This window comes from Methylobacterium sp. Leaf361, from assembly GCF_001424445.1.
In the GTDB taxonomy this organism is placed as follows: domain Bacteria; phylum Pseudomonadota; class Alphaproteobacteria; order Rhizobiales; family Beijerinckiaceae; genus Methylobacterium.
The window spans coordinates 514,987-539,638 of sequence record NZ_LMPY01000001.1; the positions used below are offsets into that span (position 1 = coordinate 514,987).

The 24,652-nt window shown below is 70.8% G+C and carries 22 protein-coding genes; 7 read left to right on the plus strand and 15 right to left on the minus strand.

The genetic code is table 11. The features are described from left to right. Positions 1-88: 88 nt before the first annotated feature. The 5 genes from ASG32_RS02435 to ccmA all read right to left on the minus strand — a co-directional run bounded on the left by ASG32_RS02435 (position 89) and on the right by ccmA (position 5,444). On the minus strand, positions 89-1,297 hold the full coding sequence (locus ASG32_RS02435; RefSeq protein WP_056522295.1) for an acetyl-CoA C-acetyltransferase: 1,209 nt from the start codon (positions 1,295-1,297) through the stop codon (positions 89-91). Between the two features lie 279 nt (positions 1,298-1,576). Further along, entirely contained in the window at positions 1,577-3,073 is a 1,497-nt protein-coding gene (dnaA, locus tag ASG32_RS02440) for a chromosomal replication initiator protein DnaA (protein WP_020091382.1), read from the minus strand. A gap of 489 nt (positions 3,074-3,562) precedes the next feature. Next, the gene (gene rpsT, locus ASG32_RS02445; protein WP_007561677.1) at positions 3,563-3,829 is read right to left on the minus strand and encodes a 30S ribosomal protein S20; all 267 of its coding nucleotides are present in this window, start codon (positions 3,827-3,829) and stop codon (positions 3,563-3,565) included. A 311-nt stretch (positions 3,830-4,140) separates the two neighbouring features. Then, positions 4,141-4,809 (minus strand): heme exporter protein CcmB, encoded by a 669-nt coding sequence (ccmB, locus tag ASG32_RS02450; protein ID WP_056522298.1) that lies wholly within the window; start codon positions 4,807-4,809, stop codon positions 4,141-4,143. Next, positions 4,806-5,444 (minus strand): heme ABC exporter ATP-binding protein CcmA, encoded by a 639-nt coding sequence (gene ccmA / locus ASG32_RS02455; RefSeq protein ID WP_056522107.1) that lies wholly within the window; start codon positions 5,442-5,444, stop codon positions 4,806-4,808. The genes ccmB and ccmA overlap by 4 nt, the downstream gene beginning before the upstream one ends. Before the next feature lie 127 nt (positions 5,445-5,571). Between ccmA and ASG32_RS02460 the strand changes: the two genes are divergently transcribed. Next, positions 5,572-5,757 (plus strand): hypothetical protein, encoded by a 186-nt coding sequence (locus tag ASG32_RS02460; RefSeq protein WP_056522110.1) that lies wholly within the window; start codon positions 5,572-5,574, stop codon positions 5,755-5,757. Here ASG32_RS02460 and ASG32_RS02465 read toward each other — a convergent pair whose 3' ends face one another. Then, positions 5,758-6,543, minus strand: a complete 786-nt coding sequence (locus ASG32_RS02465) for an RNA methyltransferase (RefSeq protein WP_056522113.1) — start codon at positions 6,541-6,543, stop codon at positions 5,758-5,760. A 206-nt stretch (positions 6,544-6,749) separates the two neighbouring features. On the opposite strand from ASG32_RS02465, the gene ASG32_RS02470 reads away from it, so the two are divergent. Next, a complete protein-coding gene (locus ASG32_RS02470) occupies positions 6,750-7,964 on the plus strand; it encodes an NADP-dependent isocitrate dehydrogenase (protein WP_020091377.1) in 1,215 nt (404 codons plus the stop codon). Between the two features lie 78 nt (positions 7,965-8,042). Here the strand turns inward: ASG32_RS02470 and ASG32_RS02475 are convergent, their stop codons facing one another. The 3 genes from ASG32_RS02475 to ASG32_RS02485 form a co-directional block, all read right to left on the minus strand. Continuing rightward, the gene (locus tag ASG32_RS02475) at positions 8,043-8,222 is read right to left on the minus strand and encodes a hypothetical protein (RefSeq protein WP_020091376.1); all 180 of its coding nucleotides are present in this window, start codon (positions 8,220-8,222) and stop codon (positions 8,043-8,045) included. 2 nt (positions 8,223-8,224) lie between these two features. Then, on the minus strand, positions 8,225-8,848 hold the full coding sequence (locus ASG32_RS02480; RefSeq protein WP_056522302.1) for an acyl-homoserine-lactone synthase: 624 nt from the start codon (positions 8,846-8,848) through the stop codon (positions 8,225-8,227). Positions 8,849-9,023: 175 nt separating this feature from the next. Next, a complete protein-coding gene (locus ASG32_RS02485) occupies positions 9,024-9,752 on the minus strand; it encodes an autoinducer binding domain-containing protein (protein ID WP_056522117.1) in 729 nt (242 codons plus the stop codon). Between the two features lie 150 nt (positions 9,753-9,902). Between ASG32_RS02485 and ASG32_RS02490 the strand changes: the two genes are divergently transcribed. Continuing rightward, on the plus strand, positions 9,903-10,133 hold the full coding sequence (locus ASG32_RS02490) for a hypothetical protein (RefSeq protein ID WP_020091373.1): 231 nt from the start codon (positions 9,903-9,905) through the stop codon (positions 10,131-10,133). 31 nt (positions 10,134-10,164) lie between these two features. Here ASG32_RS02490 and ASG32_RS02495 read toward each other — a convergent pair whose 3' ends face one another. Beyond that, positions 10,165-10,602, minus strand: coding sequence for a DUF3429 domain-containing protein (locus ASG32_RS02495; protein WP_020091372.1), 438 nt, complete (start codon positions 10,600-10,602; stop codon positions 10,165-10,167). A gap of 138 nt (positions 10,603-10,740) precedes the next feature. Beyond that, positions 10,741-13,998, minus strand: a complete 3,258-nt coding sequence (locus ASG32_RS02500) for an SEL1-like repeat protein (protein ID WP_056522120.1) — start codon at positions 13,996-13,998, stop codon at positions 10,741-10,743. Between the two features lie 301 nt (positions 13,999-14,299). Here ASG32_RS02500 and ASG32_RS02505 point away from each other — a divergent pair, with 301 nt between their 5' ends. Beyond that, positions 14,300-16,087: an acyl-CoA dehydrogenase C-terminal domain-containing protein gene (locus tag ASG32_RS02505; protein ID WP_056522123.1), complete on the plus strand. Its 1,788-nt coding sequence runs from the start codon at positions 14,300-14,302 to the stop codon at positions 16,085-16,087. A 128-nt stretch (positions 16,088-16,215) separates the two neighbouring features. On the opposite strand, the gene ASG32_RS02510 is transcribed toward ASG32_RS02505, so the two are convergent. The 3 genes from ASG32_RS02510 to ASG32_RS02520 form a co-directional block, all read right to left on the minus strand. Next, positions 16,216-17,496 carry an O-acetylhomoserine aminocarboxypropyltransferase gene (locus ASG32_RS02510; RefSeq protein WP_020091369.1) on the minus strand — a complete coding sequence of 427 codons (1,281 nt, stop codon included), beginning with the start codon at positions 17,494-17,496 and terminating at the stop codon, positions 16,216-16,218. Between the two features lie 101 nt (positions 17,497-17,597). Next, positions 17,598-17,813 (minus strand): hypothetical protein, encoded by a 216-nt coding sequence (locus ASG32_RS02515; RefSeq protein WP_056522126.1) that lies wholly within the window; start codon positions 17,811-17,813, stop codon positions 17,598-17,600. Between the two features lie 34 nt (positions 17,814-17,847). Next, a complete protein-coding gene (locus ASG32_RS02520; protein ID WP_020091367.1) occupies positions 17,848-18,090 on the minus strand; it encodes a hypothetical protein in 243 nt (80 codons plus the stop codon). A 190-nt stretch (positions 18,091-18,280) separates the two neighbouring features. Between ASG32_RS02520 and ASG32_RS02525 the strand changes: the two genes are divergently transcribed. The 3 genes from ASG32_RS02525 to ASG32_RS02535 all read left to right on the plus strand — a co-directional run bounded on the left by ASG32_RS02525 (position 18,281) and on the right by ASG32_RS02535 (position 22,295). Next, entirely contained in the window at positions 18,281-18,481 is a 201-nt protein-coding gene (locus ASG32_RS02525; protein WP_056522129.1) for a hypothetical protein, read from the plus strand. A gap of 290 nt (positions 18,482-18,771) precedes the next feature. Then, positions 18,772-20,610 (plus strand): ATP-binding protein, encoded by a 1,839-nt coding sequence (locus ASG32_RS02530; RefSeq protein WP_056522132.1) that lies wholly within the window; start codon positions 18,772-18,774, stop codon positions 20,608-20,610. Continuing rightward, positions 20,607-22,295 carry an EAL domain-containing protein gene (locus tag ASG32_RS02535; RefSeq protein ID WP_056522135.1) on the plus strand — a complete coding sequence of 563 codons (1,689 nt, stop codon included), beginning with the start codon at positions 20,607-20,609 and terminating at the stop codon, positions 22,293-22,295. The genes ASG32_RS02530 and ASG32_RS02535 overlap by 4 nt, the downstream gene beginning before the upstream one ends. A gap of 19 nt (positions 22,296-22,314) precedes the next feature. Here ASG32_RS02535 and ASG32_RS02540 read toward each other — a convergent pair whose 3' ends face one another. After that, positions 22,315-24,189, minus strand: a complete 1,875-nt coding sequence (locus tag ASG32_RS02540; RefSeq protein WP_020091363.1) for a Hint domain-containing protein — start codon at positions 24,187-24,189, stop codon at positions 22,315-22,317. Between the last annotated feature and the right edge of the window lie 463 nt (positions 24,190-24,652).

Consider the following 24,652-nt stretch of genomic DNA (forward strand, 5'->3'; position numbering starts at 1 on the left):
CACGAAAGGGCCGAGCGTCGCCCGCGCCTCTAGCAGCGTTCCCGGACTTTGGGGAGCGGCGCGGCGCCGCTCCCGGCCGCGCGGGGGTTCACACCCGCTCGATGATAGTCGCGGTGCCCATGCCGGCGCCGATGCACAGCGTGACCAGCGCGCGCTCCTTGCCGGTCCGCTCCAGCTCGTCGAGCACTATTCCGAGGATCATCGCGCCGGTGGCGCCGAGCGGGTGGCCGAGGGCGATGGCGCCGCCGTTCACGTTGACCGCCTCCGGATCGAGGTCGAAGGCCTGGCAGAAGCGCAGGACCACGGCCGCGAAGGCCTCGTTGACCTCGAACAGGTCGATGTCCGACAGGCTCAGGCCCGACTTCGCCAGCACCTTGCGGGTGACGTCCACCGGCCCGGTGAGCATCAGGGCCGGGTCGGACCCGATATTGGCGAAGGCGCGGATCCGGGCGCGCGGGCGCAGGCCCGCGGCCTCGCCGGCAGCGCGGGAACCGATCAGCACGGCGGCGGCGCCGTCGACGATGCCGGAGGAGTTGCCGGCGTGGTGGACGTGCTCAACGCTCTCCACGTCCGGATGCGCGTCCGTCGCGACGGCGTCGAAGCCGCCCATCTGGCCCATCTGCACGAACGAGGCCTTCAGCGCGGCGAGCGACTGCATGTCGGTGCCTGGACGCATGTGCTCGTCGCGGTCGAGCAGCGTGATGCCGTTCACGTCGCGGACCGGAACCACCGAGCGGTCGAACAGCCCCTCACCCCAGGATTTCGCGGCGCGCTCCTGGGAGCGGACCGCGTAGGCGTCGCAATCGTCCCGTGTGAAGCCGTACTTGGTGGCGATCAGGTCGGCCGAGACGCCCTGCGGCATGAAGTAGGACTTGATGGCGATCGCCGGGTCGACCGGCCAGGCGCCGCCCGAGGCGCCGATGCCGATGCGACTCATCGATTCGACGCCGCCGCCCACCGCCATCTCGTGCTGGCCGCTCATGACCTGCGCGGCGGCGAAGTTCACCGCGTCGAGGCCGGAGGCGCAGAAGCGGTTGATCTGCACGCCCGGGACGTGCGCGCCGTAATCCGCCACGAGGGCGGCGGCGCGGGCGATGTCGCCCCCCGCCTCGCCCACCGGATCGACGCAGCCCAGCACCACGTCGTCGACGAGGCCGGTATCGAGTCCGTTGCGGTCCTTGAGGGCGCGGAGCGCGGTCTCGGCGAGCCGCAGGGCGGTGACTTCGTGGAGGGAGCCGTCCGCCTTGCCGCGCCCGCGCGGCGTGCGAACGTGGTCGTAGATGAAGGCGTCCGTCATCAGCACTCCCCCGGGGCGTCGATCTTCGCCGGTCGGCGACGCGGCCTTACAGGGCCGTCTCGGTTCGCGCCAGTCTGCCACGGCGCGCGCGCCCTCGGCCAGCCCCGATAGCGGGGAGCTGGCGAAGGGCGCGTGACAGCGGGGGTGGTTTGGTCGTGCTCGTGCGGGCTCGGCCAGATCAGCCGGGTGCCCGGCCGTCCCCGCACCCGCCCGGATCGAACCTGCTCCTGAAAGAGCAAACTCAGCCCGGACGCGATGCGGGAAATCTCGCGCGTTCGACTAGTCCTGAAGCATCCGCTTCAGCAGCTCGACCTCGTCGCCGAGCACCGAATCTTCGCCGATCTGCTTCTCGATCTTGCGCACAGCGTGCAGCACCGTGGTGTGGTCGCGGCCTCCGAAGCGGCGGCCGATCTCCGGCAGCGAGCGCAGCGTCAGGACCTTCGACAGGTACATGGCGATCTGGCGCGGCTTCACCACCGCGGCGGTGCGCCGTTCCGACAGGATGTCGGACCGCGAGACGTTGTAGCGCGAGGCGACCAGCTTCTGGATGTCCTCGATCTTGATCCGCTTCGGCTCGCGGTTCTTCACGAGGTCGCGGATCGCGCTCTCGGCCGTCTCCATCGTCACGGCGGTGCCGGTGAGCGTGGCGTGGGCCAGCAGGCGGTTGACCGCGCCCTCGAGGTCGCGGCCGTTGGCGGTGATCGCGCGGGCCACGTAGGCCGCCACCTGCGGCGAGACGTCGAAGCCCGGATGCGCGGCCCGCACGGCGGCGAGGCGTGCCGACAGGATCGAGACGCGCAGGGCCTCGTCGAGGGCCGTGATCTCGACCACGAGGCCACCGCCGAGCCGCGAGCGCACCCGCTCGTCCAGGGCCTCGAGTTCGGTCGGGGGCCGGTCGGAGGCGACCACGACCTGACGGCCGGCATCGATGAGCGCGTTGATCGTGTGGCCGAACTCGGCCTGGATCGACTTGCCCTGGATGAACTGGACGTCGTCCAGGATCAGCAGGTCGATGCCCCGCAGCCGCTCCTTGTAGGCGAGCGCCGACTGGGTCTTCAGGGCGTTGACGAAGCCGTACATAAAGCGGTCGGCGGTCAGGTAGATGACCCGGCGGCCGGCCTCGCGGGCGGCGTGGCCGATCCCGTGCAGCAGGTGGGTCTTGCCCAGCCCGACGCCCGCGTGGAGGTAGAGCGGGTTGTAGAGCGCGCCCTCCCCCTGGTGATTGGCGACCCGCTCGGCGGCTGCGTGCGCCAGCGCGTTCGAGCGCCCGATCACGAAGCTCGCGAAGGTCAGCCGCGCGTCGAGCGGCGTGCCGCTCAGGTCACCGCCGGCCTCGGCGCCGCGCGCCTCGGGCGTCGGCGCGACCGCGGCGACCGGCATCGGCGCGCTGGTCGCGTGGAGGCGGGCGAGCGGGCCGCTGACCGGGCCTGCCTTCGCGGCTCCGACGGCGACCGGACGGACCGGCGCCCCGGTCCCGCGCACGCCGACCTCGATCCGCGCGATCTCCTCGACCTCGGCCTTGAAGGTATTGAGGACGCGGTCGAGGTAGTGCGACTCGATCCAGCTCTTCAGGAAGCGGGTCGGGACCGTCAGGCGGGCCGTTCCGCCGGCCACGGCCTCCAGCTCCAGCCGGGCGAACCAGCTGGCGAACACGTCCTCGCCGAGTTCGGCCCGCAGCCGGCGCTTCACCCGGGCCCAGGCAGACCCGTAATCCGTGTTGCCACCGCCGTTGCGGCCCCCGTCGTCGTCGCTCGCCACCGTTCCGTCGACACGCATCACTGGCTCTCCCGACGCTGCCCACGGAATCCCGCAGGCGGCGCGTACGCACGAATTACGCCCTCAGCGTCCCGCAAGAACGGGCGGGACAGAGTCCTCTGGACGGAGTCAACCCCACCGCGAGGAACTTTTGCCGATTGGGAGAGCCTATCAACAATTACCTACGGTTCCTTTAACAGTGGGACTTGTGGGGACGGAGCCGATTCCCATTCGCAAGTGTTCCCGCGGGAGCTGAACACGGCGGCTAGAGTCTTGGCGAATCAGATCGATTCGCTGGAGTCCCAAAATCGTCGTGTTTTGCTTGCCCGGTGTCAGTTTCTGTTAAGCTACACGCCGTTTCCGGGAACCGCAATCGTGCTGATTCTTGGATAGGGTTAACGCTTTCGACTCATGGCGCCGCCGGCAGCGCGCGGCCCGATCCAGACAGCGCGCACGAAAAAGCCCGGCGCGAAGGCCGGGCTCGAGACCGTCTCGGTGGTGCGTGGCGTCTTAGGCGGCGAGCGCCTTCACGCGGGCGGCGAGGCGCGAGACCTTCCGCGAGGCATTGTTCTTGTGAACGATGCCGTGCTGTGCAGCGCGCATCATCTCGGGCTCGGCGGCGCGGAGGGCGGCCAGCGCGTCCTGCTGGTTACCGGTGGCGATGGCCTCCTCGACCTTGCGGACGAAGGTCCGCATGCGCGAGCGGCGCGAGCGGTTGATCGCCGTGCGCTTGGCGATCTTGCGGGTCATCTTCTTGGCCGAAGCGGTGTTGGCCATGTACGTCCTCGTGTTTCTCGTCGGGCGATGCCGACGGGCCGGCTGTGCCGGAAATCGGTCGTCGCGTCAGGTTGTCTGGCGATGGCCGAGACGCAACGCGCGCGAAAGCGCGGCCCCTCGGCGAAGCGGCTTCTATAGTCAGGGGGGCGCCGCGCGTCAACGCGCTCGGAGGCGAAACCGGATCGCGGGCCTCGGCCTCAGTCCGGGCGCCGGGACGCATCCGGCAGGCTTCTTTGAAGACGTCGGATCGCGGGAGGCCGCATCGCCGCGACGATGACGGGCGCCGGCCGGCTCTCGCAGGAGCGCTCCGGCTATTCGGGCCAGCGCAGGGCCGCCGCCGCCGCCAGCGTCCCGACCACGGCGGCGATCAGCGTCAGCGCCGCCAGCACCGCCAGCGGCACGAGGAACGGCACCGTGCCGCCGCTCGCCGCCTGCGCGGCCGAGACGCCGAAGATCAGCGTCGGGATCATCAGCGGCAGGACCAGCACGGCCAGGATCAGGCCGCCCCGGCGAATCGAGGCGGTGAGCGCCGCGCCCACCGCGCCGATGAAGCTCAGGGCCGGGGTGCCGGCGAGCAGCGTCAGGGACGTCGCGCCCATGGCGGTGCCGTCGAGGGCCACCAGCAGGCCGAAGAGCGGCGCGGCCAGCGCCAGCGGAAGCCCGGTCGTCAGCCAGTGCGCCGCGACCTTGCCGAGCACGACCAGCTCGAGGGGCACCGGCGCGGCGGTCATCAGGTCGAGGGAGCCGTCCTCCTCGTCGGCCTGGAACAGGCGGTCGAGGCCGATCAGCGTCGCCAGCACGGCGGCGAGCCACAGGATCGCCGGGCCGATCCGCGACAGCAGGTTGAGATCGGGCCCGAGGGCGAAGGGCACCAGCGCGACGATCATCAGGAAGAAGACCAGCGACAGGGCGCCGGAACCGCCGACCCGGCCGGCGAGGCGCAGGTCGCGGGCGACGAGGGCGAGGACCGCGCGAATCACGCCCACTCCTCCAGTGCGTCCGCGACCGGTGCCGCGGCCGCGGTCTCGATGCGCAGCTCCGCCGCCTCGGCGAGGCCGAGGGACTGGTGGGTGGCGGCGATCACGAGGCCACCGCCGGCCCGATGGCCCTCCATCAGCGCGGCGAGCACCGCCTGCGAGGCCGTGTCGAGGGCGGCGGTCGGCTCGTCCAGGAGCCAGAGCGGACGGGCGCAGACGAGGAGCCGCGCCAGGGCCACGCGCCGCCGCTGGCCCGCCGAGAGATAGGCCACCGGCAGGTCGTGCGCGTGGCCGAGGCCGAGCCGCTCCAGCGCGGCGCGCGGGTTCAGGCGCGGCGCGCCCAGGAGCCGCTGGGCGAACAGGAGGTTCTCTCCCGCAGTGAGCGAACTCTTCAGCCCGTCGCGATGGCCGACCGCGTGGAGGCACTCGGGCAGGCTCGCCTCGCCGACGTCGGAGACGTCGACCCGCCCGGCATCGGCCCGCAGCCGGCCCGACAGGATGGCGAGGAGGCTCGACTTGCCCGCGCCGTTCCGCCCGGTGATCGCCAGGGCGTCGCCGGGTCCGAGGGCGAAGGACAGGTTGGCGAAGATGCGGCGGCCGGAGCGGCGGCAGGCCAGATTGTCCACGCTGAGCCGCACCCGATACCCCGCCCTCGTCCCGCCACCGCGCGGCCGCTCCGCGAATCGCCGACTCCATGCCCGATTGCGCCGCGGAACGGAACTGCACGGCCCAGCTGCGCTTTCGTTCTGCAACGGAGGATTGCCCATGGCCGAGGCGAGGAACCCGAGCGAGACCGAGGTCGCCGCGACGCCCGACGCGGTGGCCGGACGCGCCAAGGTCGAGGCGCGCATGGCGCAGTGCACCCCCGAGGAGCAGACGGCGTTCTGGGAGGCGGTCGGCCGCTGCTTCGGCGGCGGCAAGCCGCCGGAGATGACGCCGGCCTCCGGCTGATCAGCCGCCCTTCCGCGCCAGGGCCCGCAGCGCCCCGCGAAACGTCCGCACATCCTGCTCGGTCAGGCACATGCGGTGGAGCATGTCGCGCATGTTGCGGGCGATGATCTCCTTCTTCTCCGGCGGGTAGAAGCCGGCCCCGTCGAGCGCCGACTCCAGGCTTCCGAACAGCGCGATCAGCGCCTCGCGGGTCGCCGGCGGCGACAGGAGTTCGCCCGTGAAGGGCAGGCGCGCCCGGCCGCTCGCCTGCCGCCACGCGTAGCCGATCAGCAGCACCGCCTGGGCGAGGTTGAGCGAGGGAAAGTCCGGGGAGACCGGGAAGGTGACGATCGCGTCGGCGAGCGACACCTCGTCGTTGGTGAGGCCGACCCGCTCGCGGCCGAACATCACCGCGGTGCGCTGGCCCTCGCGGGCCGCGAGCTCGCCCATGGCCTCCTCGGGTGCGAACACCCGCTTCATCTGCCCGCGCTCCCGCGCCGTGGTCGCCAGCACGTACCGGCAGTCGGCGACGGCCTCGGCGACGCTGCCGTAGATCGTGGCCGCGTCGAGGACGTGTGTCGCGCCCGAGGCCGCCTCGCGCACGCCCTTCTTGGGCCAGCCGTTCTTCGGGTTGACGAGGCGCAGCTCCGAGAGGCCGAAATTCGCCATGGCACGGGCTGTCATGCCGATGTTCTCGGCGAGTTGCGGCTCCACCAAGATCACCGTAGGGGCGATCCCGGGCGGCAGTTCGGTGACCTTCCTCGGGGAAACCTCGGGGGCGTCGCCCTGTGCGTCTCGGCTCGTCATGGCGGCCGTCTGGCACGGCGGGCCCGCACCCGTCGAGGGCCGAGTGACGATGCCGCCCGGATGACAGCGCGCGCCTTCCGTCGCCGGAAGGGCCGCGCTATGTCGCGGGGCGATTCCGGCCCGGGGCGCCCGTCAGGCCACCCGGGACAACGACCGCACGGCCCTTGCATGCCGTGCGCGGGGACAACGCGGGAAGGCATCGGTCCATGGCGAAGATCAAGGTAGCGAACCCCGTCGTCGAGCTCGACGGCGACGAGATGACCCGGATCATCTGGGCCGAGATCAAGAACAAGCTCATCCATCCCTATCTCGACGTCGATCTCGAGTATTACGACCTCGGCGTCGAGCACCGCGACGCCACCAACGACAAGGTGACGGTCGACGCCGCCGAGGCGATCAAGCGCCACGGCGTCGGCGTGAAGTGCGCCACCATCACCCCCGACGAGCAGCGGGTGCAGGAATTCGGCCTCAAGGAGATGTGGCGCTCGCCCAACGGCACGATCCGCAACATCCTGGGCGGCGTGATCTTCCGCGAGCCGATCATCTGCAAGAACGTGCCCCGCCTGGTGCCCGGCTGGACCCAGCCCTTCGTGATCGGCCGCCACGCCTACGGCGACCAGTACCGCGCCACGGACTTCAAGGTGCCCGGCAAGGGCCGCCTGACCATCAAGTTCGAGGGCGATGACGGCACGGTCATCGAGAAGGAGGTGTTCAAGTTTCCCGAGGCCGGCGTCGCGATGTCGATGTACAACCTCGACCAGTCGATCATCGACTTCGCCCGCGCCTCGATGAACTACGGCCTCGCGCGCAAGTACCCGGTCTACCTGTCGACCAAGAACACGATCCTCAAGGCCTATGACGGCCGGTTCAAGGACCTGTTCCAGAAGGTCTACGAGGAGGAGTTCGAGTCGAAGTTCAAGCCGCTCGGCATCACCTACGAGCACCGCCTGATCGACGACATGGTGGCCTCCTGCCTGAAGTGGTCGGGCGGCTACGTCTGGGCCTGCAAGAACTACGACGGCGACGTGCAGTCCGACACGGCCGCGCAGGGCTTCGGCTCCCTCGGCCTGATGACCTCCGTGCTGATGACGCCGGACGGCCGGACCGTCGAGGCCGAGGCCGCGCACGGCACCGTCACCCGCCACTACCGCGAGCACCAGAAGGGCCGCGAGACCTCGACCAACTCGATCGCGTCGATCTTCGCCTGGACCCGGGGCCTTTCGCACCGCGCCAAGCTCGACGGCAACGACGATCTGGCGAAGTTCTCCGCCACCCTGGAGAAGGTCTGCGTCGACACGGTCGAGGCCGGCCACATGACCAAGGACCTCGCCCTCCTCGTCGGACCGGACCAGAAGTGGCTTTCGACCACCGGCTTCCTCGACAAGGTCGACCAGAACCTGAAGACCGCGATGGGCGCCTGAGGCTCCAGCCTCGACGCGAAAAGCGGCGGGCGTCCTCCGGGACGCCCGCCGCTTTCACATCCGCGTGCCGCCGGCGCCTTAGGCGCCGCTCGCCTGGTCCTGCGGACCCGTCTGGGCGAGGGCCCGGGCGACCTCGAGAAGCAGGAGGTCGATGGCGGCCCGCATCAGCGGATCGCCGACCGAGTCGATGAGTTCGCGAACCCGCAGGCACTGCGCGGCGAGCGCGTCCAGTGCGGTATCCTTGCTGTCGAAGATCATGTTCAGGCCACCAGGTAAGCGGGTTCGGAGACGAGGACCGAGCGACTGTCGCCGCGGACGGCGCGGAGCTTGGCCAGGGTGCGGGCGTCGAACCGGGCGGTCGCGGCCATGATCTCCTCGCCGGCGATCAGGACGGGCAGACCGAGCGGCTGCGGGCGGAAATGCAGCTGGATGACGTGGATCATGTAGAGGGTCGGCATCTGCAGCAGCAGGCTGTTGACCCCGTGGGCGAGGCCCCACTCCACGATCCCGGTGAGCAGCGCGATCGAGACCGGATTGACGACGCGGCCCTTGGCCCGGTGCGAGCGAGCGACGCCCTGGCGGGTCCATTCCCAGATCTGGGGGCCGACCGGCCGCTCGCCCTCGCAGAGCTGCGGCAGGACGTCCGACAGGAGATGCGGGCGCGTGGTCGGCAGGAGCCGGCTGTAGCCGACGACGGTGTCGTCCTCCATGGCGAGGAAGTGGATCGCGTGCGGCGTGTCGAACTGGTCGATCTCGCGGCCGTCCGGCCTGGCCAGCTCGCTCCAGCCCTTCTCGGCAACGAAGATGTCGTGGCGCAGGCGCCAGGCCTGCTCCATCGCGTCGGCGTAGCGATCCGCGTTGGCGGGGGTGACGATGTGGATCACGAGCAAACCTCACGTTGGTCTGGCGTGGATTTTCGTCGTTTCACCGGGGGCTGTGTACTACGAGAAACCGTAGGGTCCGCGCGCGCAGCCGGCAGCGGCGCCAAGGACTTGCCGCGGTCCGAACCGCGTTCACCGATGCCGGGCCGCGGAATGTGCGGACCGCGTGGCGCGTTCTCTAGGTTATCAGACCCGCTCGAAGCGCCTGCGCCACGGTGTGGGCGCGGTTGACGGTGTCGAGCTTCGCCCGGGCCGAGCGCAGATGGTAGTCGACGCCGGCGGCGGTGATGCCCATGACGATGCCGATCTCGACGTCGGTCTTGCCCTCCGCCGCCCATTGCAGGGTCTCGCGCTCCCGCGGCGAGAGGCGCACCGGCGCGCGCCCCGTCGGCCGGCTGTTCATCAGCAGCAGTTGACCGACCGCGTAGGTCGCGACGAGGTTGAGGGCGACGCGCTCGGCCGGATCGATCTCGATCCGCTCCCCCGAGACGCTGATCCCGCCCGGCTCGCCGTCGAGGGTCACGAACGGGATCGTGATGCCCGCGCGTATGCCGAAATCGCCGGCCTCGTTCATGACGCGCCCGGCCGTCGGGGTATCCGGCAGCACGGCGCTCCAGTCGAAGGGCGTCGCCGTGGTGCACAGCCGCCGGACCGTGGGGTCGTGGAGCGCGTAGCCCTGCGTCACGTACCGGCGGGCCCAGCCTTCCGGCATGGTGCTTGCGAGCACGAACCCGGCATGCCGCCGCTTCGGCAGGCCGGGTTCCGGGACGATCCCGGCCATGATGTACGAGACCCCGTAGCGGGTGAAGGCGTCGACCAGGAGCCGCGCGATCTCGTCGGGCGAGGCGGCCCGTTCCAGATCGCGCAACACGCTGAAGGTCCTATCGAGGTGCTTCGAATGCGGCATGCCCTAGCTCGAATTTGATGCACGCACTGCGACAAATGATGAGTCGAACGCAACCTGAGGATGGCATCGCCGCCGCTGAAAGGCTAGGGTAGCCGCGGAAAGCTCTGCCGTTTGAATCGGTCCAGCGGGCGGAGTGCGAGTTTCAACGGTATGACTGACGACGCGACCCCGCCGACGACGCGCTGGCTACTGGAACGGATCGCAGCCACGCTGAATGTCTGTCCGACCTACTTCCTCCAGACGGAGCGGCCCGACGAGACCGCGGCGGACCAGGACGCGCGCGACTGCGCGGAGGTCGCCGCGCTGTTCCAGGCGATCAAGTCGCCGGCGCGGCGCACCGCCGTCCTGAACCTGCTGCGCGAGATGAGCCGCGAGACCTGACGGCGCGTGCCGCACGGCCGCCGCTCCGCGGTCAGGCCGCCACGAGGAGCGCGGCCCCGGCGACGCCCGAGAGGACCAGGCGCAGGCGGCCGAGCCAGAGGGGCGTGAGCCCGCGGCGGGGCAGATCCTGATCGATGAGGCCCCAGGCGAGCACGAGGCCGCCGAGGATGCGCAGGTCCCACGGTGCGGGGGCGGCCATCGCGGCCCATGCGACCAGGGACGGCACGATGGCCACGAGATAATCGCCGTTGCCGCCATTGCGCGCCGCGGCGGCGCCCCAGCGGATCCCGCCGAGGAACGAGGCGATCACGGCGCCGTAGGCCGACAGGATGGTGCGCGGCGACAGGCCGATGCTGCTCAGGCCGCCGTCCGTGCCCGACACCGCCAGGGCAGCGAAGCCCAGGAACGGGATGAGTCCGGCCACGCCGAGAACGATTGCGCCGATCGGGACAGAGTTCCGGTGCGCCATCCATCCTCCGGGCATCGGCAAGGGTTGGCGACCCGCGCGATCCGACCCCGGTCCGACGCCGCCCTGCCGCAGCGTTCCCGCATCGCGGCGTGGCGGTCAAGGTCGGACCCGCGGCCGGGCCGCGGGCCCGAAGCGGCGTCAGCTCCGGCGCGGCGGCGCCGTGAACGGGACAGCGCCGGGCATCGGCGCGCCGAGGAGGGACATCGGCGCGCTCGCCGGCATCTTCGGCGCGGGCGGCTCGTTGACCGCCGCGTCGATCTTTCGCGGCTTGAAGTTCGCAGCGAGGCTCTTGGCGCTGGCGAGGTCGGCAGGGCTGAGCTTGTTGGCCACGTCGTCGCGCTTCTTGCCGGCATCGTCGTCGCCTTGGCTCGCGGCGGCGGAGAACCACGCGTAGGACTGGATCAGGTCCTGCGTCAGGCCGAGACCGCGCGCGTAGAGGACGCCGAGATTGTACTGGCTGTCGCGGACGCCGAACTCGGCGCCCTGCCGGAACCACGAGGCCGCGGAGGCGAAATCCGGCTTGCCGTTGGCGGCCGGGTTCTCGGCGTAGAGCACCGCCAGATTGTGCATGGAACGGGCGTGGCCCTGCTCGGCGGCGCGGCCGTACCAGAGCTTCGCCTTGTCGAGGTCACGGACGACGCCCGAGCCCTTCTCGTAATGGCCCGCGACCTTGTACTGAGCGGGCGCGTAGCCGGCCGCGGCCAGCTTCTCGAAGAGCTTGGCGGCGATCGACAGATCGCGCGGCATGCCGCGGCCATCGGCCTCCCGCGTCGCGAGGTCCCAGATCGACGCGCCGTCACCGTCGAGGGCGGCGAGCTTCACCTTTGCCAGCGCCGGCGGCAGGTTGCCGAACTCGGCCTGCAGGCTGTTCATCCCCGAGACCTGCGGCACCGCCGCCTTGGCATTGGGCCGGGCGTCCGAGGGAACGGAGTTGGGCAGAGACTGGGTCGTCGTCGGATCAGCCGGCGCCGGCTTCGACTCCGCGCTCTCCTTGGCGGCGTCCTTCGAAGCGTCCTTAGAGACGTCCGCATTGTCCTTCTGGACCTCCGCGGCATCGCCGCGGGACGGCGCGACCTGGCTCGTCGGAGCCGCAGGCCGCGGCTCGTCCGTGCCGCGCATGGTGATCGCCTGGAGCGCGCCGAGTGCCAGCACGATGGCCGCGAGGCCGAGCAGCAACGGCCGGCGCCGGCGATCGATCTCGGCGCGCAACCGTCCGAGGCGGCCGGTCGCTGCCCCCTGGAGAGCGGCGACCCGGTCACTCCGGGCTTCCCGGCGCTCGGCGGGCGCCTCGGCGGCCAGCTCCGCCTGGGCAGCCTGGGCCGCCCGGCGCGCGGCCGCGATGAAGCTGGTCTTGATGTCGGTCTCGGACTTGGAGTCGGCCGCGGATCGCGCGGCGACGACGTCGCCGAGGCGCTCCTGCGCGGCCCGGCGGGCGGAGGGCTCGCGGGCAGCGCGCGGCTCGCGCGGCGGCCGGCCGCTGCCGGGCTCCAGAAGATCGTCGGCCAGGCGAGATGCCTCGGCACCGTCGCGCCGCGACCTTGCGCGCGCCTCGACGGGCGCGAGGGCCACATCCGGGCTCGTCGACGACATCAGGCGCTCGTCGAGGGACGGCCCCCGCGCCGGGACGGCCTCGGCGGGCCCGAGCCGGACGAGGAGCCGCTCCAGGGCCGACTGAACCCCGTCGAGGGTCGCGCCGAGGCGCTGATCGGAGGCTACCTGCCGGGCCTGCATGTCCGCGAGGCTGGCGCGCAGGAGGCCGATCTCGCCGGACTCGGCGGCACCGAGGCCGGATGTCTGAAGGGTCTGGGCGACCGCGTTGCGGGCGGCACGCTCCACCACGGCCTCGCTCGGCGCCGATTCCCGGAGCGCCGTGACCTGCCGCAGCAGGTCGCCCATCGTGCGCTCCAGCCCGGCCAGCGCCGGATCGGCGCTGTGCGGCGCGTCGAGGCGGCCGGCCAGCGAGACCACCTGCCGCTCCAGGGCGTCGAGGCCCTCGTGCTCGGACCGGGTGCCGACCTGATCGACCTTCTCGGCGAGGCTGCGGAGCATGGCGTGGATGGAGGCCATGTCGCCCGAGCGGGCCACGTTCACGTCGCCGGTGCGCTCGGACCAGTCGTCCCGCTCGCAGAGCACGTCGACCTTCTCGGCGAGTGCCTGGATCTGCTCCGCCAGCGCCGCCGGCGCGGCGATCTTCACGTCGCTGCGGATCTCCTCCAGGATCGGCCGTAGGTCGGGGCCGGCGGCCGTCCGCTGCAGCTGGGCGATCTGCGCGCTCACCGCCTGCAGGCTCTGCGCGAGACCCTGGATGCGCTCCGGGCCGGCGAGCGCGGCGATCTGACGGCGGATCTCCTCGAGTTCGGCGAACAGGCCCGCGAGGGTCCGGTCGTCCGGACCGGCGGCGCCGGTCGCGGCGGCGGTGTCGAGGCGCTCGGCGAGGCGCCGGACGTCCTCCGCGACGCGGCTGTGGACGTTCTCGGCCACCTCCTCGGCGAGGCGCTCGACCTGGGCCCGGACCTGCTCGATCGGCACCGCGATGGCGGTGAGATCGGTCCCCGCCTGGGCGCGCTCGATGCCGCTCGCCAGGGTGACGACGGCCTGCTCGAGGGCGCCGATGTCCCGGCTCGTCGCGAGCTCGTTGATCGCCATGCGCAGGCGCGTGGTCTCCTCCTGAAGCTCGATCAGGGCGGTCGACGGGGCGACGCCCTCCTCGATCCGCGCCTCCAGGCGGCGGGCGAGGTCCAGGCGCATGCTGGCGACGACGCCGCCATCGGCCGGGGACGCGGCGAGCGCCGGCTCGGCGCCCTGTGCCAGCTCGCGCTGGCGTTGGCGAATGTCCTGGACGGCGCTGCGGATGTCGGCGGCGGCGGGACGCGGGCGACGGCCGGGCGGCCGGGTCGCGGCGACTTGCTCCCCGAGCTGGGACATGCGGCGCTCGATGTCGCCGAGCCGCTCGGTGACCTGCTGGACGGGGGCCGCCTTCAGGGCGCGCTCGATGCGGGCCTCGATTTCCGCGAGGCGGCGCGCCTCGGCGTCTTGGGCGGCGCGGCGCTCGTGGTCCAGGGCGCGGTCGAGACCGTCGAGGCGGTCCATCAGAGCGGCGATACCGTCGCCGTAGCCCTCGGCGCGCGGCGCGGTCCCGTGGGCCCGCTGGTCGGGCGAGGCCGGCGGGAGGGCGCGCTCGGCCGAGACCTCGGGCCGGTTGCCGCCGAGGGCGAGCTGCTCGGCGCGGTGGCGCCGCCGGTGCCGGCGATTTCCCTGACCGGCCGATTGCTGCTGCGGCACCACCGACGCGATCCAGGTCTCGAGCGGGACCCCGGCCCGCGCCGCCACGTCGCGGGCCGCGTCGAGCACCTCGGGATCGAAACTGTCGAGCTGCGGCATCGCGTTGCGGGTCATCGGTGGCCTGTCGTCGGCAGCGTTCGGCGTCCGTTTCCTCGGCGCAGAGCGGGACCGGAATTCGGTATCCACGGACGCACGCGTCGGATCGTTCGAGCGTGACCATTAACTTTCTTGGTAAACACGAAGTTAAGGTTTGCAGGGCCCGGTAATGGCCGCGACCAACGCGCCGCTGTGGAACGGCCGCGCCTGTCGCGCGATGGGCGGGCGGAGCCGTTGCTCCGGGAGCGGCGCGGCGTTTACATGCGGCCAACGCGGCGGGCCGTTCCGAGAGGCCCGCACCAGACGGGGGAAGCCAGAGATGCCGCAGTATCGCGCTCCGGTCGAAGATACGCTGTTCTTGCTCACCGATGTCCTCGGCTTCCATGCCCGGGACAACCTGGCGGGCTTCGCCGACGCCTCGCCCGACGTGGTCGAGGCCGTCCTGCGCGAGGGCGCGAAGCTCGCCGAGGAGGTGCTCGCCCCGCTCAACCGCACCGGCGACGTCGAGGGCTGCCGCCGCGAGGCCGACGGGACGGTGCGCACGCCGACCGGCTTCAAGGCCGCCTACGACACCTACGCCAACGGCGGCTGGATGGGCCTGTCGGTGCCGGAGGCCTATGGCGGCCAGGGCCTGCCGCACACCCTTAACACGGCGATCCAGGAATTCGCCTCGGGCGCGAACCTCGCCTTCGGCATGTATCCCGGCCTGACGCAGGGCGCGATGGCGGCGCTGCTGGTCCACGGCTCGGAGGAGCAGAAGGCGCTGTACCTGCCCAAGATGGTCGAGGGCGCCTGGACCGGGACCATGAACCTGACCGAGCCGCATTGCGGCACGGATCTCGGGCTGCTCAAGACCAAGGCCGTGCCGAACGGCGACGGCTCCTACAGCATCACCGGCACCAAGATCTTCATCTCGGCCGGCGAGCACGACCTCGCCGAGAACATCGTGCACCTCGTCATCGCGCGGATCGAGGGCGCGCCCGCCGGCACAAAGGGCATCTCGCTGTTCGTGGTGCCGAAATTCCTGGTGAACGCCGACGGGTCCCTCGGGGCGCGCAACGGCGTGTCCTGCGGCTCCCTCGAGCACAAGATGGGCATCCACGGCAACGCCACCTGCGTGATGAACTACGACGGGGCTACGGGCTGGCTCGTGGGCCAGGAGAATCGCGGCCTCAACGCCATGTTCGTGATGATGAACGAGGCGCGGCTCGCCGTCGGCGTCCAGGGCCTCGGCCAGTCCGAGGTCGCCTACCAGAACGCCGCCGCCTACGCGAAGGACCGGCTCCAGGGCCGGGCGCTGACCGGCGCCAAGGCGCCCGAGAAGGCCGCCGACCCGATCATCGTCCATCCGGACGTGCGCCGCACGCTGATGCAGATCCGCGCCTTCAACGAGGCGGCCCGGGCCCTCATGCTCTGGACCGCGCTCCAGGCCGACATCCTGCACCGCTCCGAGGATGCCAAGGAGCGGCAGGCCGCCGACGACCATCTCGGCCTGATGACCCCGGTGGTGAAGGGCGTATTCACCGACCGCGGCTTCGCCAACGCGGTCGAGGCCCAGCAGCTCCTCGGCGGCCACGGCTACATCGAGGAATGGGGCATGTCGCAGTTCGTGCGCGATGCCCGCATCGCCATGATCTACGAGGGCGCCAACGGCATCCAGGCCATGGACCTGATCGGCCGCAAGCTGCCGAAGGACGGCGGCCGGGCGATGATGACGTTCCTGGGCGAGGTCCAGACCTTCCTGAAGGACCACGGCGAGGATCCCGCCATGGCGCCGTTCACCAAGCCGCTCCAGGCCGGGCTGAACGACCTCCAGGGTGCCGTGATGTGGCTGATGCAGAACGCGTTCAGCAAGCCCGACAATGCCGGCGCCGGCGCGACCGACTTCATGCACCTCTTCGGCCTCGTGGCCCTCGGCTACATGTGGGCGAAGATCGCCAAGGCCGCCCAGGCCAAGCACGCCGAGGCCCCCTCCCCCCGCTGGGAGTCGAAGCTCACGAGCGGCCGGTTCTTCATGGAGCGGATGCTGCCGGAGACCGCCCTGCGCCTCAACCGGATCAAGGCCGGGGCCGAGAGCACCATGGCGCTGGAGGCGGAAGCGTTCTGAGCAGCCCGCCGGCTGTGCGCCTCGCGCCAGCCGGCGGCTTCTGGTCAGATCGCTGGAAGCACCGCCGTCCTTGCGAGCGGAGCGAAGCAATCCAGGGTCGCTTCACCGCGCTCGCGATGACGCCGGGCTCACGCACCGAGCGCCGCGTCCAGATCCTCGATCAGGTCGGCCGGATCCTCCAGGCCGATCGACAGCCGCACCACGTCGGGTCCCGCGCCCGCGGCGGTCTTCTGCGCGTCGGTGAGCTGGCGGTGAGTCGTCGAGGCCGGGTGAATGATCAGGGAGCGCGTGTCGCCGATATTGGCGAGGTGCGAGAACAGCTGCAGGCTCGACACCAGCTTGACGCCCGCGTCGTAGCCGCCCTTGAGCCCGAAGGTGAAGACGGCCCCCGCGCCGTTCGGCGTGTAGCGCCGGGCGAGCTGATGGTACCGGTCGGTCTCCAGGCCGGGATAGCTGACCCACGACACCGCCGGATGCGTCGACAGGTGCTTGGCCACCGTCAGCGCGTTGTCGGAGTGGCGCTGCATGCGCAGCGGCAGCGTTTCGATCCCGTTCAGGATCAGGAAGGCGTTGAACGGCGACAGCGCCGGTCCGAGATCGCGCAGGCCCAGCACCCGGCAGGCGATGGCGAAGCCGAAATTGCCGAAGGTCTCGGCCAGAACCATGCCGGAATATTCCGGCCGCGGCTGGCTCATCATCGGGTAGCGCGCGTCGCCGGCCCACTGGAACGAGCCGCCGTCGACGATCAGGCCACCGATCGAGTTGCCGTGGCCGCCGAGGAACTTGGTTGCCGAGTGCACCACGATGTCGGCGCCGTGCTCGAACGGCCGGATCAGGTACGGCGTCGCCATGGTGTTGTCGACGACGAGCGGGATGTTGTGCTTCTTGGCGATCTGCGACAGCGCTGCCAGGTCGGTGATGACGCCGCCGGGATTGGCGATCGATTCGCAGAAGATCGCCTTGGTGCGCGGCGTGATCGCCGCCTCGAAGGAGGCGGGGTCGTCGTTGTCGGCCCAGGCCACCGACCAGCCGAAGTTCTTGTACGAGTGGTTGAACTGGTTGATCGAGCCGCCGTAGAGCTTGTTGGACGCCACGAACTCGTCGCCCGGCTGCATCAGGGCGTGCATGGTCAGGAACTCGGCCGCGTGGCCGGAGGCCACCGCCAAAGCTGCGGTCCCACCTTCGAGCGCGGCGATGCGCTCCTCGAGGACAGCGTTCGTCGGGTTGGTGATCCGCGTGTAGATGTTGCCGAAGGCCTGGAGCCCGAACAGCGACGCGGCGTGGTCGACGTCGTCGAACACGAAGCTGGTGGTCTGGTAGATCGGCGTCGCCCGCGCGCCGGTGGCCGCGTCGGGGGCGGCGCCCGCGTGGATCGCCAGCGTGTTGAAGCCGGGCATGCGGTCGGACATCGTCGGGTCTCCTCAGAGCACCCGAGCCTGTACGCACGCCTGGGAGTGCGGCGCAAGACTCGGGCGCGAAGACTCGGGCGCGACCGAGCGCTTCGCAATCCCTAGGCGTCCGGCCGGTGGCCGATGTCGATATGCGGCTGGCCCGCGTCGACCAGGGCACGGTCCACGGCCTCGATGGCGAGCAGGGTCCGGGTCAGGTCCTCGGCCATGGAGATCGGCGCCAGGTCGAGGCCGCCCAGTCGCCGCGCGATGGCGTTCCGCTGGCGGGCCAGGGCGGCGCGCGCCCGGTTCAGATCCTCGATCTCGTCGGCGGTCATCCGCGCTCCTTCTCGTCGGGGTGCCTCGCCGCGCTCAGGCGCCCGGCGTCCAGTCGATGTTCGGGCGCTGGGCCAGCATGCGCTCGAAGTAGTTGGCGACGGCCTGCGCCCCGTCCGTGTGCATCATCGCGACCGGATGCGCGAGGTAGGCCCTGGCAAGATCGACCGGAATCCGGCCGCCCTGGAGCGCGCTCAGCACCTCGTCGATGAAGGCGTCGTTGGCCTCGTTGAAGTCGTTCGACAGCTTCTTGCGGTCGTTGAGGGCCTTGATCGGCATGCAGCATCCTTGTCGCGCGGAGCCGGGTCGCGCCCGGCCGGAGGGCTCGGCCCGAACCGGGCCGCGGTGGGGAAGGTTCCGGCCATGGAACCTGACGGACAGGTCCAACTGGCGTGCGCGCCCACACCGCTCGGTAACCCTCCACACACGATCCGTGGAGCGGAGTCCCGCGCTCGAGCGTTTACCCGTCATGACGACCGAAATCACGCGCTCTCATACCGTCGAGATCGTCCCGTGCCTGGACGATCCGCGGTGTTTTCGCTGGATCATCCGCAGCCGCGGCGGCGCAGTTGTGGAGCACTCGCCCTACGCGTTCGTGACGCAGAACGGAGCGCGGATCTCCGGAGAGTGCTGGATGCGCGAGCATTTCGGCGACGGTCAGGTCGCGTAGGCTGCGGCCGCAACCGGCAGGGGCGGACACGACCTTCCATGTGGAATTTGCGCGGGTGTTTCCGCGCCGCGCCGGCATGTCGACGGCAGACGATCCCGCTGGATCATGCGCCGACCGGTCCGCGTCCTCCCGCGCGACCGTCGCGGCGGCCATCAAATACAACCTTGACGATGCTTACGAACCGTAAGGCATCGGTTAAGCATTGTTTCGCTGGCCATATTTCTTTGTCAGAACTTTAATCACGCCCGACCAGTATCGCGCCGATTCTGTTTCTGACCAGGGTGCGAACGATGCTGAGCGGCGACGGAACGGTCCGGCACGACGATGCCGCGTCGCCCATGGGCGCGGTGACGTCGATCGAGGGATCCAAGGTCCATCTCGAACTCAGCGTGCAGGGCGGCCGGCCCAGGGTGCGCGTCACCGTCGGCAATCTGGTCCGGATCCGTGCCGGAGAGGCGATCCTCGTCGGCATCGTCACCACGCTGTCCTCGGGCAGCGAGCGCGGGCACCGGCCGGGCGCCTACGCGAGCCTCGACCTGCTCGGCGAGATTCACGCGGCGCAGGGCGCGCGCCGCTTCAGCCGCGGCGTGAGCTGCTACCCGGCGATCGGCGACGATGTGGAACTCCTGTCCGCCACCGACCTCCGGATCGTCCATCAGGTCTCGGCGACCGGCACGGCGGCCGTGGGCGCGCTCTACCAGGATCCCGAGACCCCGGCCTGCATCAAGATCGACGACCTGCTCTCCAAGCACTTCGCGGTACTCGGCGCGACCGGTGTCGGGAAGTCAAGCGGCGTCACCGTCATCCTCGACGAGGTGATGCGGGCGCGACCGTCCGTGCGGGTCTTCCTGCTGGACGTGCACAACGAGTACGCCGCCAGCTTCGGCGACCGCGCGAGCGTCATCAGCCCGCGGACCCTCAAGCTGCCGTTCTGGCTGTTCAACCTCGAGGAGATCGCCGACGTCATCTACGGCGGCAGGCCGGCCGTGGACGAGGAAATCGAGATCCTGGCCGAGGTGATCCCCCTCGCGAAGAGCAAGTACGGGCAGTACAAGGAGGCGAGCGACCGCCAGATCGTGAAGCGGCCCTTCGGCAAGGGCGCCGGCTACACGGTCGACACGCCGGTCCCCTACATGCTGCAGGATCTGCTCGCGCTCATCGACGAGCGGATGGGTCGGCTCGAGAACCGCGTCTCCCGGATGCACTATCACCGGCTGATCACCCGGATCGAGGCGATCCGGAACGATCCCCGGCACGGTTTCATGTTCGACAACGCCAATGTCGGCGGCGACATGATGGGCGAGATTTTGGCGCACCTGTTCCGGCTCGATCCCGACGGGCGGCCGATGACGATCATGCAGCTCGCCGGTCTGCCGATGGAGGTCGTCGACGCCGTCGTGTGCGTGCTGTGCCGCCTCGCCTTCGAGTTCGGCATCTGGAGCGAGGGCGCCGTCCCGCTGCTGTTCGTCTGCGAGGAGGCCCACCGCTTCGCCTCGGCCGACCGGTCGGTGGGCTTCACGCCGACGCGGCGCGCCCTGGCGCGGATCGCCCGAGAAGGCCGCAAGCACGGTGTCCATCTCGGGCTGGTCACCCAGCGCCCGGCCGAGCTCGACGCGACGATCATGTCGCAGTGCAGCACCCTGTTCGCCATGCGCATGACCAACGCGCGCGACCAGGCCTTCCTGGCCGCGGCCGTGTCGGACGCCGCCAACCTCCTCACCTTCGTGCCGTCGCTGGGCACCGGCGAGGTCATCGCCTTCGGCGAGGGCGTCCCGATCCCGGCGCGGATGACCTTCCGGCCGCTGCCGTCGGCCCGTCACCCGCGCAACGACGCGAGCGGCAGGGCCGCCGAGGACGACGCGACCGTCGCCGGCGCGGCCTTCGTCGGCGCCGTCGTCGAGCGCTGGCGCGGGGCAACCATGAACAAGGTCGCCGGGTACGACGGCGATCCGGCCGCGGCGGCGCGCCTCGGGCGCGAGGCGGGCTCGGACAGCCCGCACGGCGCCGCCCTCGAGCAGGTGCATCGCCGTCTCCTCCGCCGCCCCCTGGAGGGCGGCGACCAAGCTCAGACCGGTGCCCAAACGGGACCCCAGCCTGCCAAGCCCCTGTGGCAGCAGGGCGGGGCATGAGCGAGCCCGCTTTCCCGGAGCGTCGAACCCTGCTCGAGGCCACCCTCCAGGCGCTCCCTGTCGGGGTCGTGGTCCATGACACCCAGGGTCACTGCGTCCTCGCCAACGCCGCCGCAAGCGCCCTCGGGGACAGGGCCGTCCAGGCGCTTCACGCCGCGGCGGCCGGCGCCCGGGACGCCGGGACCGTCGAGGCAGTCGACGACCGGATGCTCGAGGTGCGGACGCGGCCGGTCGCCGAGGACCGGGACGGTTTCACGCTGACGACCCTGATCGACGTCACGCACCATCATCGGATCCAGCGGGAGCTGATCACCAAGGCCTTCATCGACGCCCTGACCGGCCTGCCAAACCGGACGATGTTCGAGCAGAGCATCGCGGATGTCCTGGCTGGGTCCGCGCCGGGAGACCGGTTCGCCCTGGCCTTCATCGATCTCGACAACTTCAAGCACATCAACGACTACTACAGCCACGCCGCGGGCGATGCCCTGCTGCGCAAGGTGTCCGACCGGATCGGCGGCGCGCTGCGCCCGAGCGACCTCCTGGCGCGGATCGGCGGCGACGAGTTCGTGCTGCTCCTCGCTCCCGTCACCGACGGGGACGCGGCGCTGGCCGCCGTGCGCGCCATCTCGGAGCGCCTGAAGCAGCCGTTCTTCATCGACGGGCACGAGATCTTCGCCTCCGCCTCCATCGGCGTCAGCCTCTTCCCGGAGCACGGCGACAGCTACGAGACCCTCGCCCGACAGGCCGACAACGCGATGTACCGGGTGAAGGGCGAGCTGAAGGGCGGCGTCAGCGTCTTCGACGACGCGATGAGCCAGGCCGCCACGGCCCGCATGGCCGTGGAGCAGCGCCTCCGGCTGGCGATCCGCGACCGCTGCTTCTGCTGCGCCTTCCAGCCCAAGGTCGACATGCGCTCCCACGCGGTCACGGGCGTCGAGGTGCTCCTGCGCTGGCGCGACGAGGTCGGCATGATCCAGGCGCCCGGCGATTTCATCGCCCTCGCCATCGAGCTCGGGCTGATCAACGAGATCACCCTGCAGCTCCTGGCCGAGACGGTGCGGGCGATGCCCGACATCGACGAGGTTTTCGGACCCGACGTCACCGTGAGCCTCAACATCGCCGCCAAACAGGCCTGCGACGTGCCGTTCATGACCGCCTTCTGCGCGGCGCTCGGCGAGACGGGACTCGCGGAGCGCTTCGTGCTCGAACTGACCGAGGAGGCCTTCTTCACGACGGGCCGCTTCCAGCGCGAGGTCCTGCCGAAGATCCGGGCGATCGGCGCGCGCGTCTCGATCGACGATTTCGGCGTCGGCTACTCGTCCCTCGCGGCCCTGGCGGACATCACCGCGGACGAGCTCAAGATCGATCGCTCGTTCATCACCGACATCGACAAGCGGCCGCGCAGCCAGATCGTCCTGAAGGCGATCGAGTCGCTCGGTGCGGCGCTGGGCATGACGGTGGTGGCCGAAGGCGTCGAGACCTTCGAGGAGGTCGCCTACCTGCTCGGCGCCACGCAGATCCGCTGCGCCCAGGGCTACTACTTCGCGCGCCCGCTGCTGCTCGACCAGATCCGGCAGGCCGAGCCGCCGCGCATGGCCGGGTCGCGCGGTCCGGCCGCGCGCGGCCGCGCGTCGGACCTGCGTGCGTCGGACCTCCGCGCGTCCAGCCTGATGCGGCGCGCCTGACGCCCGCCGCGGTGGCGCGTCAGGCGGCCAGCAGGGGCCGCCACACGCCCGCCGCGTCCGCGGCCATGGCGCAGATGACCGCCTCGTCGATCGAGCGGCGCACCTCGACCACGTGCGGCACACCGGGAGCGAGGGGCGCCTCGACGCCGAGGTCGAATCCGTGCCGGCCGTCGCCCACGCCCGCCGCCGCGATGTCGGCGCGGTACTCCGCCGCCACCGTCACCGCCACGATTGTCCCGTCGACCACGATGTCCAGGCATACGGGGGCGTCGGGCTGCGCGGCGTCGTGGGCCCAGCCGGCCACGCGCAGCGCGCCGTCCGCGCGCAGCGCGCAGCGATCCAGCCACGCCCGCACGGCGCCCGGACGCGACGTCGCGCCGGCCCGACGGATCAGCCGCCTGCGCAGGGCGGCGAGCTGGGGACCGAGCGCGGTGCGCGGCGCGTAGGCCTGCGGACCGATCGCGCTGTCGTCCGGATCGCGGCCGTCGAAGAGCCGCCGGAGGCCTGGAGCGGGCAGGAAGCTCTCGGCCGGCGCGCCCTCCGCCAGCAGCAGGTCGTGGCTGTCGAGCTCGATATGCCAGTAGGTGAGATCGATCACGCGCTCACCGCGGGTGATGCTGGTTCCGTTGACGAGGTGGCCGGCGGCGACGAACAGCCCGTCCAGCCAAACGGCGTGGTCCGGCGAGACGAGCAGGTCGCGGGCGGGGACACCGTCGTCGAGCGCGCCGGCCCGGATGCGCACGGGCCGCTCGGTCGGCGGGGCCGACGATCCGGGATAGGTGCGGCGACCGATCCACCGGATCGGCCGATGCAGGCCCGCGGCCGTGACGACCCTGTCGCCCACCGCGAGCCGCTCGACAGCGACGTCGCCGCGGTCGGTCCTGATGGACGTGCCGGTGCAGTAGCACGGGGCGTTTCCCGGCGCCGCGGTCCCTTGAGCCGTCCCCGAGGACGATTGAGAAGATCCATTCGACCCGTTGGCGCCCGATGCAGGCGCCGTCGAACCGGAGTTCGACCCGGCCGCGCCCGGCTGCGCTCCGGCCGCGCCGGCGCCCGACCGGAGACCGGCCGTCGCCCCGTACAGACCCGGGTCTCGGCCATCCGGCGACGACACGCGGTCCTGCGGCACCGCGACCGCGTTGGGGTTGTTCGAGTAGACGCGGATATAGTCGATGCTCGAGCTGAAGCGGGTGCCCGTCGTCGCCGTGCTCTGCACGGCCAGGTTGGCCAGCAGATACATGGGGCTGTGCAGGTCGGACGGCGTCGCCTGCGAACCGACGAGCTGACCGTCCACGTAGAAGCTGATGCGATCGGCCTGCCAGTTCATGCCGTAGGTGTGATACCCGTTGGGATTGGGCATCTCGCTGTAGACTTGGCGGGTCTGCTGCCAGGTCGTTCCGGGCGGCTGCGGGTCGGTCGTGTGGATCGTGCTGTAGACGCCGCGGTCGTTGTTTCCGTAATGCTCGACGACGTCGAGCTCCTGGTGCCCGTTGGCGCTGCTCGACTGCGGGCTCTGCTGATTCGGCAGCAGCCAGAAGGCGTCCCAGGCATCGGGATTGTTGGAGAAATCCGCGCGGATCTCGAAGTAGCCGTAAGTCTGCGAGAAGTTGCCCTGCGTGCTGATGAGGCCGGACTGCCAGCTCCCCGGATAGCCGGACGCGCTCGTCCCGGGCGGCGCCGCCGTGATCGTCAGAACACCGTTCTGGACGCTGAAGGGATCGTAACCGGACCCGGAATCGAGGAACGACGACCGACCGAAGCCGATGTCGGAGTTGGCGTCGTACCGCCACTCGGCGCGAATATCGCGGTAGGTCGTCCCGACGCCGTTCTGCGAGATGCTGCGCGCGTTGAACTCGTCGTCGTAGGTCAGGCGATAGCCCGTCAGATCAAGCATCGACGCCGTCTCATCACCATTCTGGTTCGCCGGACGTGGCGCGCTGTCAAATCAAGATTGCCAACAAGCAATCCGCGAATAGTTAATAATGTCCTGCGTGTCGCGCGGACGAAGTGAGCATCGGCGGCGACAGGCCGTCGCCTGAACGTCCGCCGGTCGCGTCGCGCCATCGAGCAGGGAAAGACGACACGGTTAAGGCTGACTAACCGTATCGGCCACGTGGCGCAAATCAGTCACGCCGCCGCGCAGCTGCGGCCGAACTGGCTGACGATCAATCGAGGCGCCGCGCGGAACGGCCGAGACGGGCTGGAGGCCCGGTGACGGCGGGGGCCTCTACCGCGTCATCGCGGCCAGCGGATCGGAACGCTGGGTGATGCTCGACCGGATGCTCGGACGTCGCCGCGCGATGAGCCTCGGGTCCGCCCCTGCTGTCGCCGTAGAGGCTGTTCAGGCAGGCGATCGG

What these genes read in the sequence shown, in the direction of transcription:
- ASG32_RS02500 (WP_056522120.1), bottom strand. Translation starts at nt 13,998, where the DNA reads ATGACCCGCAACGCGATGCCGCAGCTCGACAGTTTCGATCCCGAGGTG.
- dnaA (WP_020091382.1), bottom strand. Translation starts at nt 3,073, where the DNA reads ATGCGTGTCGACGGAACGGTGGCGAGCGACGACGACGGGGGCCGCAAC.
- ASG32_RS02495 (WP_020091372.1), bottom strand. Translation starts at nt 10,602, where the DNA reads ATGGCGCACCGGAACTCTGTCCCGATCGGCGCAATCGTTCTCGGCGTG.
- ASG32_RS02535 (WP_056522135.1), top strand. Translation starts at nt 20,607, where the DNA reads ATGAGCGAGCCCGCTTTCCCGGAGCGTCGAACCCTGCTCGAGGCCACC.
- ASG32_RS02540 (WP_020091363.1), bottom strand. Translation starts at nt 24,189, where the DNA reads ATGCTTGATCTGACGGGCTATCGCCTGACCTACGACGACGAGTTCAAC.
- ASG32_RS02460 (WP_056522110.1), top strand. Translation starts at nt 5,572, where the DNA reads ATGGCCGAGGCGAGGAACCCGAGCGAGACCGAGGTCGCCGCGACGCCC.
- ASG32_RS02525 (WP_056522129.1), top strand. Translation starts at nt 18,281, where the DNA reads ATGACGACCGAAATCACGCGCTCTCATACCGTCGAGATCGTCCCGTGC.
- ASG32_RS02435 (WP_056522295.1), bottom strand. Translation starts at nt 1,297, where the DNA reads ATGACGGACGCCTTCATCTACGACCACGTTCGCACGCCGCGCGGGCGC.
- ASG32_RS02515 (WP_056522126.1), bottom strand. Translation starts at nt 17,813, where the DNA reads ATGACCGCCGACGAGATCGAGGATCTGAACCGGGCGCGCGCCGCCCTG.
- ASG32_RS02490 (WP_020091373.1), top strand. Translation starts at nt 9,903, where the DNA reads ATGACTGACGACGCGACCCCGCCGACGACGCGCTGGCTACTGGAACGG.
- ASG32_RS02505 (WP_056522123.1), top strand. Translation starts at nt 14,300, where the DNA reads ATGCCGCAGTATCGCGCTCCGGTCGAAGATACGCTGTTCTTGCTCACC.
- ASG32_RS02470 (WP_020091377.1), top strand. Translation starts at nt 6,750, where the DNA reads ATGGCGAAGATCAAGGTAGCGAACCCCGTCGTCGAGCTCGACGGCGAC.
- ASG32_RS02485 (WP_056522117.1), bottom strand. Translation starts at nt 9,752, where the DNA reads ATGCCGCATTCGAAGCACCTCGATAGGACCTTCAGCGTGTTGCGCGAT.
- rpsT (WP_007561677.1), bottom strand. Translation starts at nt 3,829, where the DNA reads ATGGCCAACACCGCTTCGGCCAAGAAGATGACCCGCAAGATCGCCAAG.
- ASG32_RS02475 (WP_020091376.1), bottom strand. Translation starts at nt 8,222, where the DNA reads ATGATCTTCGACAGCAAGGATACCGCACTGGACGCGCTCGCCGCGCAG.
- ASG32_RS02530 (WP_056522132.1), top strand. Translation starts at nt 18,772, where the DNA reads ATGCTGAGCGGCGACGGAACGGTCCGGCACGACGATGCCGCGTCGCCC.
- ASG32_RS02465 (WP_056522113.1), bottom strand. Translation starts at nt 6,543, where the DNA reads ATGACGAGCCGAGACGCACAGGGCGACGCCCCCGAGGTTTCCCCGAGG.
- ASG32_RS02520 (WP_020091367.1), bottom strand. Translation starts at nt 18,090, where the DNA reads ATGCCGATCAAGGCCCTCAACGACCGCAAGAAGCTGTCGAACGACTTC.
- ASG32_RS02510 (WP_020091369.1), bottom strand. Translation starts at nt 17,496, where the DNA reads ATGTCCGACCGCATGCCCGGCTTCAACACGCTGGCGATCCACGCGGGC.